Annotated in this window: 16 protein-coding genes; 1 reads left to right on the top strand and 15 read right to left on the bottom strand. The window is 68.7% G+C overall.

Translation table 11 applies throughout. The features are described from left to right. Positions 1–281: 281 nt before the first annotated feature. The 5 genes from CIB93_RS06900 to CIB93_RS06880 form a co-directional block, all read right to left on the bottom strand. Positions 282–1,100, bottom strand: coding sequence for a hypothetical protein (locus CIB93_RS06900; protein WP_143660001.1), 819 nt, complete (start codon positions 1,098–1,100; stop codon positions 282–284). A 311-nt stretch (positions 1,101–1,411) separates the two neighbouring features. Further along, the gene (gene glmM, locus CIB93_RS06895; protein WP_096625080.1) at positions 1,412–2,770 is read right to left on the bottom strand and encodes a phosphoglucosamine mutase; all 1,359 of its coding nucleotides are present in this window, start codon (positions 2,768–2,770) and stop codon (positions 1,412–1,414) included. 263 nt (positions 2,771–3,033) lie between these two features. After that, positions 3,034–3,570, bottom strand: a complete 537-nt coding sequence (rpsI, locus tag CIB93_RS06890; RefSeq protein WP_096625078.1) for a 30S ribosomal protein S9 — start codon at positions 3,568–3,570, stop codon at positions 3,034–3,036. A 44-nt stretch (positions 3,571–3,614) separates the two neighbouring features. Next, positions 3,615–4,058 carry a 50S ribosomal protein L13 gene (gene rplM, locus CIB93_RS06885; protein WP_096625076.1) on the bottom strand — a complete coding sequence of 148 codons (444 nt, stop codon included), beginning with the start codon at positions 4,056–4,058 and terminating at the stop codon, positions 3,615–3,617. A 233-nt stretch (positions 4,059–4,291) separates the two neighbouring features. Then, positions 4,292–5,911 (bottom strand): ABC-F family ATP-binding cassette domain-containing protein, encoded by a 1,620-nt coding sequence (locus CIB93_RS06880; RefSeq protein WP_096625074.1) that lies wholly within the window; start codon positions 5,909–5,911, stop codon positions 4,292–4,294. A 66-nt stretch (positions 5,912–5,977) separates the two neighbouring features. Here CIB93_RS06880 and CIB93_RS06875 point away from each other — a divergent pair, with 66 nt between their 5' ends. Next, positions 5,978–6,829, top strand: coding sequence for a hypothetical protein (locus CIB93_RS06875; protein WP_096625072.1), 852 nt, complete (start codon positions 5,978–5,980; stop codon positions 6,827–6,829). A 66-nt stretch (positions 6,830–6,895) separates the two neighbouring features. Here CIB93_RS06875 and truA read toward each other — a convergent pair whose 3' ends face one another. The 10 genes from truA to secY all read right to left on the bottom strand — a co-directional run bounded on the left by truA (position 6,896) and on the right by secY (position 14,324). After that, positions 6,896–7,750, bottom strand: coding sequence for a tRNA pseudouridine(38-40) synthase TruA (gene truA, locus CIB93_RS06870; RefSeq protein ID WP_096625070.1), 855 nt, complete (start codon positions 7,748–7,750; stop codon positions 6,896–6,898). 90 nt (positions 7,751–7,840) lie between these two features. Then, entirely contained in the window at positions 7,841–8,341 is a 501-nt protein-coding gene (gene rplQ, locus CIB93_RS06865) for a 50S ribosomal protein L17 (protein ID WP_096625068.1), read from the bottom strand. A 226-nt stretch (positions 8,342–8,567) separates the two neighbouring features. Then, positions 8,568–9,590 carry a DNA-directed RNA polymerase subunit alpha gene (locus tag CIB93_RS06860; protein ID WP_003966937.1) on the bottom strand — a complete coding sequence of 341 codons (1,023 nt, stop codon included), beginning with the start codon at positions 9,588–9,590 and terminating at the stop codon, positions 8,568–8,570. A gap of 137 nt (positions 9,591–9,727) precedes the next feature. Beyond that, positions 9,728–10,132 (bottom strand): 30S ribosomal protein S11, encoded by a 405-nt coding sequence (gene rpsK / locus CIB93_RS06855; RefSeq protein WP_003956432.1) that lies wholly within the window; start codon positions 10,130–10,132, stop codon positions 9,728–9,730. A 104-nt stretch (positions 10,133–10,236) separates the two neighbouring features. Next, positions 10,237–10,617 carry a 30S ribosomal protein S13 gene (rpsM, locus tag CIB93_RS06850; RefSeq protein WP_007446719.1) on the bottom strand — a complete coding sequence of 127 codons (381 nt, stop codon included), beginning with the start codon at positions 10,615–10,617 and terminating at the stop codon, positions 10,237–10,239. Between the two features lie 194 nt (positions 10,618–10,811). Next, positions 10,812–10,925 (bottom strand): 50S ribosomal protein L36, encoded by a 114-nt coding sequence (gene rpmJ / locus CIB93_RS06845; RefSeq protein ID WP_003956441.1) that lies wholly within the window; start codon positions 10,923–10,925, stop codon positions 10,812–10,814. A 59-nt stretch (positions 10,926–10,984) separates the two neighbouring features. Continuing rightward, positions 10,985–11,206: a translation initiation factor IF-1 gene (infA, locus tag CIB93_RS06840; protein ID WP_003956442.1), complete on the bottom strand. Its 222-nt coding sequence runs from the start codon at positions 11,204–11,206 to the stop codon at positions 10,985–10,987. Positions 11,207–11,378: 172 nt separating this feature from the next. Then, a complete protein-coding gene (gene map / locus CIB93_RS06835; RefSeq protein ID WP_096625066.1) occupies positions 11,379–12,215 on the bottom strand; it encodes a type I methionyl aminopeptidase in 837 nt (278 codons plus the stop codon). A gap of 136 nt (positions 12,216–12,351) precedes the next feature. Continuing rightward, positions 12,352–13,011, bottom strand: coding sequence for an adenylate kinase (locus tag CIB93_RS06830; protein ID WP_096625064.1), 660 nt, complete (start codon positions 13,009–13,011; stop codon positions 12,352–12,354). Further along, positions 13,011–14,324 carry a preprotein translocase subunit SecY gene (secY, locus tag CIB93_RS06825; protein WP_096625062.1) on the bottom strand — a complete coding sequence of 438 codons (1,314 nt, stop codon included), beginning with the start codon at positions 14,322–14,324 and terminating at the stop codon, positions 13,011–13,013. The genes CIB93_RS06830 and secY overlap by 1 nt, the downstream gene beginning before the upstream one ends. Between the last annotated feature and the right edge of the window lie 338 nt (positions 14,325–14,662).

The following is a 14,662-nucleotide window of genomic DNA, read 5'->3' as shown; positions in this document are numbered from 1 at the left end:
CAAACTCCGCCTGCACAAGCTTCAACGCAACCAAACCACCACCAACAGAACGCCCCAAATACACCACCCCCATCCCACCCGCACCCAACCGCCCCAACAACCGATAACCCCCCACCCACGCCGGATCGCCCACACCCAACGGCTCCATCACAGACTCCCCGTCGTCATCGTCCCGGCTGTCCCTGCCCCGCCTGCCCCTACGGCCGCCGAAGCGTCCACCTGCGCGGGCGTGGCACCCGGCCGGGCCGCCCCCGCCCGTAAGCCCATGGCCGCCCGCGCGGTCATCGCAGTTCCCTCCGGACATCGGTGAGCATGCTGCCCAGCGCCCCGGAGCCCGTGGCGCTGACGGTCTTCGCGTCGTAGCCGTCGGCGCCCTTGACCGACACCGCGAACACCACGGAGCCGACGCGGTTCGCCGCCCAGAGGTAGGGGTGTGGGCCGCCGTGCTCGGCACCCGTGTACTGGCCGACCTCGAAGACGGAGTCCTCGGCGTCGTGGAAGACCGGTTTCTCCCCCAGCGACACGAGCGAGGTGACGCGTTCGCCACGACGGGGCCGCTGGTCGGGGCAGCGCAGGGCGTCCTCCAGGAACCTCGCCATCGCCGCGTCGGCGTGCGCGGTGGTCCGGTAGACGGTGACATGGGCGGTCACCCGCAGCGGCCCCCCGCCGGAGACCTCGCCCGGCACTTCACTCGACCGCGACAGCCCGGCCAGTACCTCGTGCGGCAGGGCCTCGCGCTGCCAGCGGCAGGACCGGTCCAGCACCGGCACGGTCCGCGGTGCGCTCTCGTAGGGGCTCCGCCGGACGAAGTCGGCACCGAGCACGTCGGGTTCGGCGGCGACGGCACGAGCGAGTGCCAGGGCCTCCTCGAACGTGCCGGGCAGGCTTTCAGGGGCGGGCGGCTCCGCCGACCCCGACGGTTGCGGACTCCTGCTCCCGGGTAACGGCGCAGACGCCCCCGAGTCGCCCCCCGCCCCGGCGGAAGGCGCCGCCGCTCCCCCGCCGTCCGGCCTGTCCGCCCCACCGGACGAGCACCCCGCCACCAGCGTGATCACGGCCACGGCTGCACCGGCGCAGCGGGCCCCCCATCGACGAGCCACCGTCGCTCCTCCCGATGCGCAACTGAGGCAGACGCTCTCCCCGCCTCGCCATCGTCCCACTGAGAAGCACGCGTTGAGGGCGGAACGCGGTTCCCGCGGCTCCGTCCGGTGGCGTCAACGCTCTGCCGTACCGGTCCGCCCCGCGGGTGCCCGTGTGCGGGGCATCGCCCTACGCGGAACGCGGGCGACCCCACGCGGGCGACCCGTTCATCCGCACGCGGGCGGCTCCACGCGGGGCGACCGTCGGCCATGTGTGCCCGCCCCGCCGGCCGACTCGTCCCGCGCCGGCCGGTGGGCGTCGGCTCGGGGACTCAGCCGAGCGCCGACTTCACCACATCGGCCAGCCGGCCCGCCACCGCGCGCGCCTGCTCGATGTCGGCGGCCTCGACCATGACCCGTACCAGCGGCTCCGTACCCGACTGGCGCAGCAGTACGCGCCCGGAGGAGCCCAGCTCGCGCTCCGCCTCGGCGACCGCCGCGGCCAGCTCGGGCGAGGTGGTCACCCGGGACTTGTCGACGTCCGGGACGTTGATGAGCACCTGCGGGAGGCGCTGCATGACCCCGGCCAGTTCGGCGAGGCTGCGGCCGGTGGCGGCGACCCGGGCCGCCAGCATCAGGCCGGTCAGGGTGCCGTCGCCGGTCGTGGCGTGGTCCAGGACGATGACGTGGCCGGACTGCTCGCCGCCCAGCGCGAAGCCCTCGGCCTTCATCGACTCCAGGACGTACCGGTCCCCGACCGCCGTCTGGACGAGCCGGATGCCCTCGCGCTCCATGGCGATCTTGAAGCCGAGGTTCGACATCACGGTGCCGACAACGGTGTCCTTGCGCAGCTGCCCGGCCTCCCGCATCGCGAGGGCCAGAACAGCGAGGATCTGGTCGCCGTCGACCTCCTCGCCGGTGGCGTCAACGGCGAGGCAGCGGTCGGCGTCGCCGTCGTGCGCGATGCCGAGGTCGGCGCCGTGCTCGACGACGGCCGCGCGCAGGAGGTCCAGGTGGGTCGAGCCGCAGCCGTCGTTGATGTTCAGGCCGTCCGGGTCGGCCCCGATGGTGACGACCTCGGCACCGGCTCGCGCGAACGCCTCGGGCGAGACCCGGGCGGCGGCGCCGTGCGCCTCGTCCAGGACGACCTTCAGCCCGTCGAGCCGGTTGGGCAGGACGCCGATGAGGTGGGCGACGTACCGGTCGAAGCCTTCCATGTAGTCGGTGACCCGGCCCACGCCCGCGCCGGTCGGACGGCTCCACGGCTCACCGGTGCGGTGCTGCTCGTAGACCGTCTCGATCCGGTCCTCCAGCTCGTCGGCCAGCTTGTGGCCGCCGCGCGCGAAGAACTTGATGCCGTTGTCCGGCATGGCGTTGTGGCTGGCGGAGAGCATGACGCCGATGTCCGCGCCGAGCGCGCCGGTGAGATGCGCCACGGCGGGCGTCGGCAGCACGCCGACGCGCAGCACGTCCACCCCGGCGCTGGCCAGGCCCGCCACGACGGCGGCCTCCAGAAACTCCCCGGATGCCCGCGGATCCCGTCCGACCACGGCGGTCGGGCGATGACCCGCGAAGGTTCCCGCCTCGGCGAGTACGTGCGCCGCGGCGACCGACAGTCCGAGCGCGAGCTCAGCCGTCAGATCGGCGTTGGCCACACCGCGTACTCCGTCCGTACCGAAGAGTCGTCCCACTGGTGTCCTCCGAAAGTGCTCCGAAACCACAAACCACAGCAAAGCAAAGCAAATGAGTGCCACGAAGAATGCAAAAAGGCAGGTCGGATGGCGTGACACGACCGACCTGAGAGAGGTGCGCGGCGGCGCTCACCGGCCTGCCGTCCCGTGCGGGCCGATGAACGTCTCATGCCGTTATACGCCCGCGAGGGCCGATAAACGAACGCCCCAGCAGCACGGAGTGTGCCGCCGGGGCGAACGTGACAGTCGAGCAGGCGCGATATTTAGCGCTTGCTGTACTGCGGGGCCTTACGGGCCTTCTTGAGACCGGCCTTCTTGCGCTCGACCGCACGGTCGTCGCGGGAGAGGAAGCCGGCCTTCTTCAGCGTGGCGCGGTTGTTGTCCACGTCCGCCTCGTTCAGCGCGCGGGCCACGCCGAGGCGCAGGGCACCGGCCTGACCGGAGACGCCGCCACCCGAGATGCGGGCGATGACGTCGTAGCGGCCGTCGAGCTCAAGCACCTTGAAGGGCTCGTTGACTTCCTGCTGGTGCACCTTGTTGGGGAAGTAGTCCTCAAGGGTGCGACCGTTGATCTTCCACTTGCCGGTGCCCGGAACGATCCGGACGCGGGCGATGGCGTTCTTGCGACGGCCCAGGCCGGCCGCGGGCTGCGGGTCACCGAAGCGGCCCGCGAGGGACTCGCTGGTGTACTCGCCCTCGACGGGCACCTCCGACTCGAAGGTGGTCACCTCGGCGAAGGTCTCTTCGCCCTCGGTGCCCACCGTGTCGTCGGTGGTCGTCTCAACAGTGGTCTCGGCCACGATTCTCCTCAGATCTTTCTGTATGTCTTAGGGGGTGGCCGGAACTACTGCGCGACCTGGGTGATCTCGAACGGGACCGGCTGCTGAGCAGCGTGCGGGTGCTGGTCGCCCGCGTAGACCTTGAGCTTCGAGAGCATCTGACGGCCCAGGCTGTTCTTGGGGATCATGCCCTTGATGGCCTTCTCGACGGCCTTCTCGGGGTTCTTCGAGAGGAGCTCGTCGTAGCGCACCGAACGGAGACCGCCCGGGAAGCCCGAGTGGCGGTACGCCATCTTCTGGGTCTTCTTGTTGCCGGAGAGGTGAACCTTCTCGGCGTTGATGATGATGACGAAGTCGCCCATGTCCATGTGGGGGGCGTAGATCGCCTTGTGCTTGCCTCGGAGGAGGTTCGCGGCCGTGGTGGCCAGACGGCCCAGGACGATGTCCTGAGCGTCAATGATGTGCCACTGGCGAGTGACATCGCCGGGCTTGGGGCTGTACGTACGCACTTCGTAGCCTTCGCTTCTTCAGTGGATGGGGTCCATACACACGACACCTCTGAAGCGATCATGCAGCTGGGGCACACAATGCCGGGAACACCGCCCGTATGCGAGCCACTGGTAACTGCTCCAGAGAACCTACGCAATGGCCTTCGTATGAGAACGACGCAGCCAACACGTATAACAAACCTCGACACTACCCGCCCCGCCCCGGATGGGTCAAAACGCGCCGACCGCCGAGGTTACCGCGCCCGCTGCACCCTCCGCTCGTCCCACACCGGCTCCGCCGTCTCCCGGACCACCCCGTCCGAGCCGAAGACCAGATACCGGTCGAAGGACTTCGCGAACCACCGGTCGTGCGTGACGGCCATCACCGTGCCGTCGTACACCTCCAGACCGTCCTGCAACGCCTCCGCCGACTCCAGGTCCAGGTTGTCCGTCGGCTCGTCCAGGAGCAGCGCGGTGGTGCCCGCCAGCTCCAGGAGCAGGATCTGGAACCGTGCCTGCTGCCCGCCGGACAGCCGCTCGAAGGCCTGGTCGCCCTGCCGCTCCAGCTCGTACCGGCGCAGCACCCCCATCGCCCCGCCCCGGTCCTTGGCATGCTCCGACCAGAGGATCTCCACCAGCGTCCTGCCCAGCAGCTCCGGGTGCGCGTGCGTCTGGGCGAAGTGGCCCGGCACGACCCGCGCCCCGAGCTTCCACTCCCCCGTGTGCGCCACCGGCTCCCCCGCCAGCAGCCGCAGGAAGTGCGACTTGCCCGACCCGTTGGAGCCGAGGACCGCGACCCGCTCCCCGTAGTAGATCTCCAGGTCGAACGGCTTCATCAGGCCGGTCAGCTCCAGGCCCTTGCAGGTCACCGCCCGCACCCCGGTCCGCCCGCCGCGCAGCCGCATCCTGATGTCCTGCTCGCGCGGCGGCTCCGGCGGCGGGCCCGCCTCCTCGAACTTCTTGAAGCGGGTCTGCATCGCGTGGTAGCGGTTGGCCATGTCGGGACTGTTCGCCGCCTGCTGCCGCATCCGCAGGACGAGCGCCTTCAGCCGGGCGTGCTCCTCCTGCCAGCGCCGCAGCAGCTCCTCGAACCGCGCGAACCGCTCCTTGCGCGCCTGGTGGTACGTGGCGAAGCCGCCACCGTGCACCCATACGTCGCTGCCCGCCGCGCTCGGCTCGACGCTGACGATCTTCTCGGCGGCCCGGGAGAGCAGCTCCCGGTCGTGGGAGACGAAGAGGACCGTCTTGCGGGTCTCCTTCAGCTTCTCCTCCAGCCACCGCTTGCCCGGCACGTCCAGATAGTTGTCCGGCTCGTCGAGCAGCAGCACCTCGTCGGGCCCGCGCAGCAGCGCCTCCAGCACCAGCCGCTTCTGCTCACCGCCGCTGAGCGTGCGCACCTCGCGCCACTGCGCCTTCTCGTACGGGACGCCCAGCGCGGCCGTCGTGCACATGTCCCAGACCGTCTCGGCCTCGTAGCCGCGCGCCTCGGCCCAGTCGCTCAGCGCCTGCGCGTACGCCATCTGCGCGGCCTCGTCGTCGACGGTGAGGATCTTCTCCTCGGCCGCGTCGATCGCCTTCGCCGCCTCCCGGATGCGCGGCTGGGAGACGGAGACCAGTAGGTCACGTACGGTCCGCTCGTCCCGCACCGAGCCCACGAACTGCGGCATCACACCCAGCCCGCCGCTCACCGAGACCGTGCCTCCGTGCGGCTGGATCTCCCCCGCCAGCAGCCGCAGCAGCGTCGTCTTGCCCGCCCCGTTCGCCCCGACGAGGGCGACGACGGCTCCGTCGGCCACCCGGAACGAGGCGTCGCCGAGCAGCACCCGCCCGTCCGGTAGGTAGTACTCCAGGTGGCCCGCTTCGAGATGTCCCATACCGAGCATTGTCACGGTCGGCGAAGCCCTGGCCCAACCGGATTATCAAAGCCCTAAACTGCGCGCATGAGCTTTGGGCAAGGGGGGGCCTCCTGGGGGCCCGGGGGCGGCGGAACTCCGGACTGGGCGGCGCTGGCGGAGGAGTCCGCGGCGCGCTCCCGCCGCAGGAAACTGATGATGATCGGCGGCGGCGTGGTCGCCACCGTGGCGATCGGCGCGATCGTGACGACGGCCGTCGTCACCACGAACGGCGGCGGCAAGGGCGACTCCGACAAGAGCGCGAGCCGACTGCCCGCCCCCGCCGACCTCCCCGAGGACACCTCGGCGCCCGCGCCCTCCTTCTCCTCGGTCGCGCCGCCGCCCCCGCCGGACCCCAAGGACTACATATCCAGCGCCGCCAAGGACAAGGCGCCGATCACCGTCGAAGGCTTCTTCCCCGGCAAGAAGCTCACCATGGGCGACCGCGTCCACCTCAAGGGCGCGACGAACCGCACCACGAACTGCGCGTCGGGCACCCAGGGCGCCCTCGGCTCGATCCTCGCGAACAACGGCTGCCGGCAGCTCATCCGCGCCACCTACCGCAAGGACGGGGTGGCCGTCACCGTCGGCATCGCCGTCTTCGACACGGAGTCCCGCGCGAAGAAGACCGTCGACCAGGCCGAGGGCGGCCTCGCCTCGCTCAGCGGCGGAGGCGTCGACACCTTCTGCCGCGGCGGCACGGTCTGCCGGCGCACCACCAACTCCTACGGCCGGTACGCCTACTTCACCGTCGGCGGCTTCCTCGACGGCAAGCGGGTCACCACCGCGGACAAGAACGTGTTCGCGGTCGGCGACGACCTCACGGACTTCACCTTCCGCCAGATCCACCGCCGCGGCCAGCTCCAGGCCTCCCAGGCGGCCGCGGACCCCAACGGCTGACCGCCCTCCCGCGGAAGAACGCCGACTCCCGGGCGCGGGCCCGGGAGTTCACCGCGCAGCAGCCGCTCAGCAGCACCCCGCCCCCGGCAACGTCCGCACGTTCCGCGCCTCTTCGGCCCGGGCCGCCAGCAAATCGTCCGCCGGGTAAGCCACTTCCTCCAGCGTCAGCCCGTGCGGCCGCACCACGTGCACCCCGGGGTCGCGCACCTTCGCCGCGAGCACCTCGGCGGGCCAGTCGGCCGGACGCCGCCCGTCGCCCACGAACAGCGCCGCCCCGATCAGCGCCCGCACCATGTTGTGGCAGAACGCGTCCGCCTGCACGGTCGCGGTCAGGACCCCGGAAGCCTCCTCCCGTACCCAGCTGAACTTCTGGAGCGTACGGATAGTGGTCGCACCCTCGCGCTTCTTGCAGTACGCCGCGAAGTCGTGCTCCCCGACCATCGGCGTGGCCGCCTCGTTCATCGCGTCCACGTCCAACGGCCGCTCGTGCCACAGCACATGGCCCCGGACCAGCGGATCGACCCCGCCGGGCCGGTCGCCGACCCGGTAGGCGTAACGCCGCCAGAGCGCGGAGAAGCGGGCGTTGAACCCCGCCGGGGCCGGGGCCGCCCGCCAGATCCGTACATCCCGGGGCAGCCGCCCCGCCAGCCGTCGCAGCAGCTTCTCCTCGTGCTCGGCCCACACCTCCTCCGGCAGGTCCACGTGGGCCACCTGGCCGCGCGCGTGGACCCCGGCGTCGGTGCGGCCCGCCACTGTCAGGTCATACGTCACGGCCGACCGGGTCACGGTCCGCAGCGCGTCCTCGATCTCCCCCTGCACCGTGCGCCGACCGGTCTGCTTCGCCCAGCCGGAGAAGTCCTTGCCGTCGTAGGACAGGTCCAGCCGCACCCGTACGAAACCGGGCTCCGCCTCGTCACTCACCGCGTCATCCTCTCAACTCCCCTGGTCAGCAGAACGGGCCCGCACCGCCCCGAAGGGTGATGCGGGCCCGTCCAGTGGTCGCTAGGACGCTCAGGCGTCCTTCGACTCCGCGTCGTCGGCCTTCTCGACGGCCTCGGCCTCGGCCGCGGGGGCCTCGTCCTTCTTGAGGGCGTCTTCCTTGACCGCGCGCTTCGTGGCGGCCTCGGCCTCACCGGTGGCCTGCTGGGCCACGGTCAGCGCCTCGACCAGCTCGATGACCGCCATCGGGGCGTTGTCGCCACGACGGTTGCCGATCTTGGTGATACGGGTGTAACCACCGGGGCGGTTCTCGTACCGGGGAGCGATCTCGGTGAAGAGCGTGTGGACGACGCTCTTGTCCGTGATCGTCTGGAGCACCAGGCGACGGTTGTGGATGTCGCCCTTCTTCGCCTTGGTGACGAGGCGCTCGGCGACCGGACGCAGGCGGCGGGCCTTGGCCTCGGTCGTCGTGATGCGGCCGTGCTCGAACAGCGACTTCGCCAGGTTGGCGAGGAGCAGACGCTCGTGCGCGGCGCTGCCGCCCAGACGGGCACCCTTTGCGGGACGCGGCATGGTGATTCTCCTTGTGTGCTGCACCGGCCGTATCAGGTACCGGTGTCAGTTCCCGTGAGGCGGACGCCTCCCGGAAGTCGTACGCGCCGACCGGGCTCGATGTTTCAAGCCCACCCGGCTTTCGCCGGACATCAGCCGAAACCGAGCCCGTCCGGCGATTGAGGACAAAGCCTCAGCCCCGGCCCGGAGGCACCCTCAGAACCGGGCGCCTCCAGCCGGGAGGCGATCAGTACTGCTCGGTCTCCACGAAACCGGCGTCCGCGTCGTCGTCGGCGCCGAAGGCGTCGGCGGCGGCGGTCGGGTCGAAGCCGGGAGGCGAGTCCTTCAGCGCGAGGCCCATACCGGCCAGCTTCGCCTTGACCTCGTCGATCGACTTCGCACCGAAGTTGCGGATGTCGAGCAGGTCCGCCTCGGAACGGGCCACGAGCTCACCCACGGAGTGGATGCCCTCGCGCTTGAGGCAGTTGTACGAACGGACCGTGAGCTCCAGCTCCTCGATCGGCAGAGCCAGATCGGCGGCGAGCGCGGCGTCCGTCGGGGACGGGCCCATGTCGATGCCCTCGGCGTCGATGTTGAGCTCGCGCGCCAGACCGAACAGCTCGACCAGGGTCTTACCGGCCGACGCCATGGCGTCACGGGGACGCATGGCCTGCTTGGTCTCGACGTCGACGATCAGCTTGTCGAAGTCGGTGCGCTGCTCGACACGGGTCGCCTCGACCTTGTACGTGACCTTGAGCACCGGCGAGTAGATGGAGTCGACCGGAATCCGGCCGATCTCCTGGCCGACCTGCTTGTTCTGGACGGCGGAGACGTAGCCGCGACCGCGCTCGACGGTCAGCTCCATCTCCAGCTTGCCCTTGCCGTTGAGCGTGGCGAGAACGAGGTCGGGGTTGTGCACCTCGACACCGGCCGGGGGCGCGATGTCGGCGGCGGTGACCAGACCCGGGCCCTGCTTGCGCAGGTACATCACGACCGGCTCGTCGTGCTCCGAGGAGACGACCAGCTGCTTGATGTTGAGGATGAGGTCGGTGACGTCCTCCTTGACGCCCGGCACGGTGGTGAACTCGTGCAGGACACCGTCGATCCGGATGCTGGTGACAGCGGCACCGGGGATCGAGGAGAGGAGCGTACGGCGGAGGGAGTTGCCGAGGGTGTAACCGAAGCCCGGCTCCAGCGGCTCGATCACGAACCGGGAGCGGAACTCGTCGACGACCTCTTCGGTCAGCGACGGACGCTGAGCGATAAGCATGTGGTGATCCTTCAGTCGTGGGCACCCACTATTTGATGCCCGACAGATGTAACAAGGGTACGGGCGGTGCGCCCCATATGAGGCGCACCGCCCGGACCCGGCGCTACTGACGCACGGCCGTCACCGGCCGTCGCGGATCAGACGCGGCGACGCTTCGGCGGACGGCAGCCGTTGTGCGGCGTCGGGGTGACGTCCTGGATCGAACCGACCTCCAGGCCGGTGGCCTGGAGCGAGCGGATCGCGGTCTCACGGCCGGAGCCGGGACCCTTGACGAAGACGTCGACCTTGCGCATGCCGTGCTCCTGCGCGCGGCGGGCGGCCGACTCGGCGGCCATCTGCGCGGCGAAGGGGGTGGACTTGCGCGAGCCCTTGAAGCCGACGTGGCCGGCGGAGGCCCAGGAGATCACGTTGCCCGAGGGGTCCGTGATCGAGACGATGGTGTTGTTGAACGTGCTCTTGATGTGCGCGTGGCCGTGAGCGACGTTCTTCTTTTCCTTGCGACGCACCTTCTTGGCTGCGCCCTGACGACCCTTGGGGGGCATGTCTTGACTCCAGATGGAGAGGGGAGGTGATCGGTCCTACAGCGAAGACCGCTGGTTGCTGCGGTGGTCCGGCGAACCGGATTGCGCAGTGCGTCCGCTGAGGACTACTTCTTGCCCGGCTTCTTCTTACCGGCGATGGCGCGACGCGGGCCCTTGCGGGTACGCGCGTTCGTGCTGGTGCGCTGACCGTGGACCGGCAGACCACGGCGGTGACGAATGCCCTGGTAGCAGCCGATCTCGATCTTGCGGCGGATGTCGCCCTGGACCTCGCGGCGGAGGTCACCCTCGGTGCGGAGGTTGGCGTCCACGTACTCGCGGATCTTGACGAGGTCTTCCTCGGCAAGGTCGCGGACGCGGGCGTCCGGGTTCACGCCGGTGCTGGCGAGGATCTCCTTGGACCGGGTGCGCCCGATACCGAAGACGTAGGTGAGGGCAACCTCCACGCGCTTTTCGCGCGGGATGTCAACACCTGAAACGCGTGCCATTCAATGGCTCCAGTTGTTAGATCGGGGGTCTTCCGCAGTGCCACTCCCGACCGCCGACCGCTCCCGTGGAGCAGTGGTACGTCCGGGTCCCCGGCCCCCGCCGGAGGTGTCGTCAGCCGTGGCTTGGACGGGCTCTGCGTATGTACGAATTACGTGCGTCGCGCGAAGAACTGCGAGATGCAGGCGGTCGTGCGTCAGCCCTGGCGCTGCTTGTGGCGCAGGTTGTCGCAGATGACCATGACCCGACCGTGACGGCGGATCACCTTGCACTTGTCGCAGATCTTCTTGACGCTCGGCTTGACCTTCATGGGATGTCAGGTTCTCCGGGTCAGTGCCATCACCCGCCGAAACGGGGTGCCGGCAAGATCTACTTGTAGCGGTAGACGATCCGGCCACGCGTCAGGTCGTACGGAGAGAGCTCCACCACGACCCGGTCATCCGGGAGAATACGGATGTAGTGCATCCGCATCTTGCCGCTGATGTGCGCCAGGACCTTGTGACCGTTCTGGAGCTCCACCTTGAACATTGCGTTCGGGAGGGACTCGATCACGGTGCCCTCAATCTCGATGGCACCTTGCTTCTTGGCCACGCTTCGCCTTTCGAATCGGCTACCTTGATCGACTCTCGCGATCCCTTGCCCTACCTGCGGACACACGGATGCACCAGAGCCGACGAGTCAGTCTACGTCAGCGGACTCCAAAAGACGAATCCGTCAAGTTTGCCCAGCTGGAATGATCCTTAGACCTCCCGCAGGGGTCACATCAGCCCAGGGGGTCCGGAGCCGCCTCGATTCCGTACTCCGCGAGCTTCGCCCGGCCGCAGTCCGGGGCGGTCAGGACCAGCGGCCCCTGCTCGGTCAGCGCGATGGAGTGCTCCCAGTGCGAGGACCAGGTGCCGTCCGTCGTGATGACCGTCCAGTCGTCGCCCAGGGTCTCCGTCTGCGCCGTGCCGAGCGAGACCATGGGCTCGATCGCCAGGCAGACGCCCGGGACCAGCTTGATGCCCTTGCCGCGCTTGCGGGAGACGTAGTTCAGCAGGTGCGGGTCCATGTGCATCTCGGTGCCGATGCCGTGGCCGCCGAAGTCCTCGATGATCCCGTACTTCCCGGTCGCCGGGCGGGGCTGGCGGCGGATGTAGGTCTCGATCGCCCTGGAGATGTCGACGAGGCGGTTGTTCGCCTTCATCGCGGCGATCCCGGCCCACATCGACTCCTCGGTCACCCGGGAGAGCTCGACCAGCTCCGGAGCGTGACCGGTGCCCACGAAGGCGGTGTACGCGGCATCGCCGTGCCAGCCGTCCACGATGGCCCCGGCGTCGATCGAGATGATGTCGCCGTCCTTGAGGACCGTCTTCTCGTCCGGGATGCCATGGACGACGACCTCGTTGACCGAGGTGCAGATGGTCGCGGGGAACCCGCCGTACCCGAGGAAGTTCGACTTCGCTCCGTGGTCGGCGATCACCTTGCGGGCCACCTGGTCCAGGTCCTTGGTGGTGGCCCCGGGAACGGCCGCCTCACGGGTGGCGGCGTGAATGGCAGCGACCACCAGGCCCGCCTCGCGCATCTTCGCGATCTGCTCGGGGGTCTTGATCTGCACCATTGCTCGGCGCCTCTCTGCATCGACGGTGACGGGTACGGCTGGGGCTGCGGCGTATTCAACGATACGGGCGCAAGCAGTCGGCCGCGGCGCCCTGAGGCGCCGCGGCCGGCTTGCACAGCGGGTGGTACGGGGGCTCTCAGCCCTCGGAGGGCTTGTTCAGCGCCTCCATCGCGCGGGCGGTCACCTCGCTGACCTTGCCGAGCGCGGAGATGGTCACCACCAGACCCTGGGCCCGGTAGTAGTCGATGATCGGCTCGGTCTGCGAGTGGTAGACCTCCAGCCGGGTCCGGACCGTCTCCTCGCTGTCGTCGTCCCGCTGGTACAGCTCGCCGCCGCAGGTGTCACAGACACCCTCGGTCTTCGGCTTGTTGTACGTCGCGTGGAAGACGTGCGCGCTGTCGTTGCGGCAGATGCGGCGACCCGCGATCCGCTTCACGACCTCATCCTCGGGGACCTCCAGGTCGAGGACCGCGTCGAGCTTCACGCCCTCGTCCTTGAGCATCACGTCAAGGGCTTCGGCCTGACCCACGTTCCGCGGGAAGCCGTCCAGCAGGAAGCCGTTCACGGCGTCCGGCTGGGACATGCGGTCCTTGGCCATCCCGATGGTGACCTCGTCCGGCACCAGCTGGCCCGCGTCCATGTAGGCACGGGCCTGCTTGCCAAGGTCGGTGCCCTGGCTGATGTTGGCGCGGAAGAGGTCGCCCGTGGAGATGTGCGGAATCGACAGGTTCTCGGCAAGGTACGCAGCCTGCGTTCCCTTGCCGGCACCCGGAGGCCCGACGAGGACGATTCGCATCAGCGGAGGAACCCTTCGTAATTGCGCTGCTGGAGCTGACTCTCGATCTGCTTCACGGTTTCCAGACCCACACCCACGATGATGAGGATGCTCGTCCCGCCGAACGGGAAGTTCTGGTTCGCACCGCCGAAGCCTGCCAACGCCATCGTCGGCACCAGAGCGATCAGGCCCAGGTACAGCGAGCCCGGCCAAGTGATCCTGTTGAGCACGTAGCTCAGATACTCGGCAGTAGGTCGACCTGCCCGGATACCCGGGATGAAGCCACCATACTTCTTCATGTTGTCGGCGACCTCGTCGGGGTTGAACGAGATGGCCACGTAGAAGAAGGCGAAGAACACGATGAGTACGAAGTACGTCGCGATGTAATACGGGTGGTCACCCGTCACGAAGTTGTCCTGGATCCAGGTCGCCCAGCCCGCCTGGGAGTTGGAGAACTGGACGATCAGCGCCGGGATGTAGAGCAGCGACGAGGCGAAGATGACGGGAATCACACCCGCCTGGTTCACCTTCAGCGGGATGTACGTGGACGTACCGCCGTAGGACCGGCGCCCGATCATGCGCTTCGCGTACTGCACCGGGATGCGGCGCTGGGCCTGCTCGACGAAGACGACGAGGCCGACCATCACGAAGCCGATGAGGATGACGGTGCCGAACTCGATCCAGCCGTCGGCCAGCTTGCCGCTCTCCTTGATGGCCCACAGGGCGCCGGGGAACGTGGCGGCGATCGAGATGAACATCAGGATCGACATGCCGTTGCCGATGCCGCGGTCGGTGATGAGCTCGCCGAGCCACATCACGGCGGCCGTTCCGGCGGTCATCGTCAGGACCATGATGATCGTGGTGAAGACCGACTTGTCCGCGACGATCTGGTTGGCCACGGAGCAGTTCTGGAACAGCGCCCCGCTCCGGGCGGTGGCGACGAGGCCGGTGCCCTGGAGGATGGCCAGAGCCACCGTCAGATAACGCGTGTACTGCGTGATCTTGGCCGTGCCGGACTGCCCCTCCTTCTTGAGGGCTTCCAGGCGCGGGATCACGACGGTCAGCAGCTGGAGAATGATGCTGGCCGTGATGTACGGCATGATGCCGAGCGCGAAGATGGTGATCTGCAACAGGGCGCCACCGCTGAACATCTGCATCAGACCGAGGAGGCCACCCGAGTCGGCCTGGTCGATGCATTGCTGCACCTTCGCGTAGTCGACCCCGGGAGACGGGATGTGTGCCCCGAGCCGGTAGATCACGATGATGCCGAGCGTGAAGAGCAGCTTCTTGCGCAGGTCGGGCGTCTTGAACGCTCGGGCGAACGCGGTGAACACGGTGCCTCCTGCGACCCCCGCGCTATGCGTCAGAGGCGACGGGTCTGGATGGGACTGGACGGGATCGGATACAAGGCAGCCCTACATCGTAAGGAGGCCACAAAAGATTAACGGCGCCACCCTACCCGGCCCAGCGCTGAGCAGGAAACACGCGCTGCCCCTCGGTGCAGCGCCCATCACCCGCGCCACGCCGGGAAAGAGCGGCGAAGCCATATCAATTGGGACGTCAGCGTCATCGGGCTCCCCCACCACCGGTACAGGCAACACCCGTTCAACCTTTCCCGAGGCTTTACGGTTCCCGTACAGCGGCACGAAAGGCCCGGGCATGCGGAAAAGCC

The organism is Streptomyces sp. WZ.A104, from assembly GCF_002382885.1.
Classification (GTDB): Bacteria; Actinomycetota; Actinomycetes; order Streptomycetales; family Streptomycetaceae; genus Streptomyces.
The sequence above is the reverse complement of the archived record's forward strand: the minus strand, read 5'-3'. Positions and strand labels throughout refer to the sequence as shown.

Bases quoted from the DNA above. Each gene is read 5' to 3' on its own strand.
- CIB93_RS06830 (WP_096625064.1), bottom strand. From the start codon at position 13,011: ATGCGAATCGTCCTCGTCGGGCCTCCGGGTGCCGGCAAGGGAACGCAG.
- CIB93_RS06880 (WP_096625074.1), bottom strand. From the start codon at position 5,911: ATGGGACATCTCGAAGCGGGCCACCTGGAGTACTACCTACCGGACGGG.
- rpsM (WP_007446719.1), bottom strand. From the start codon at position 10,617: ATGGCACGCGTTTCAGGTGTTGACATCCCGCGCGAAAAGCGCGTGGAG.
- rpmJ (WP_003956441.1), bottom strand. From the start codon at position 10,925: ATGAAGGTCAAGCCGAGCGTCAAGAAGATCTGCGACAAGTGCAAGGTG.
- rplQ (WP_096625068.1), bottom strand. From the start codon at position 8,341: ATGCCGCGTCCCGCAAAGGGTGCCCGTCTGGGCGGCAGCGCCGCGCAC.
- CIB93_RS06860 (WP_003966937.1), bottom strand. From the start codon at position 9,590: ATGCTTATCGCTCAGCGTCCGTCGCTGACCGAAGAGGTCGTCGACGAG.
- rpsK (WP_003956432.1), bottom strand. From the start codon at position 10,132: ATGCCCCCCAAGGGTCGTCAGGGCGCAGCCAAGAAGGTGCGTCGCAAG.
- CIB93_RS06875 (WP_096625072.1), top strand. From the start codon at position 5,978: ATGAGCTTTGGGCAAGGGGGGGCCTCCTGGGGGCCCGGGGGCGGCGGA.
- map (WP_096625066.1), bottom strand. From the start codon at position 12,215: ATGGTGCAGATCAAGACCCCCGAGCAGATCGCGAAGATGCGCGAGGCG.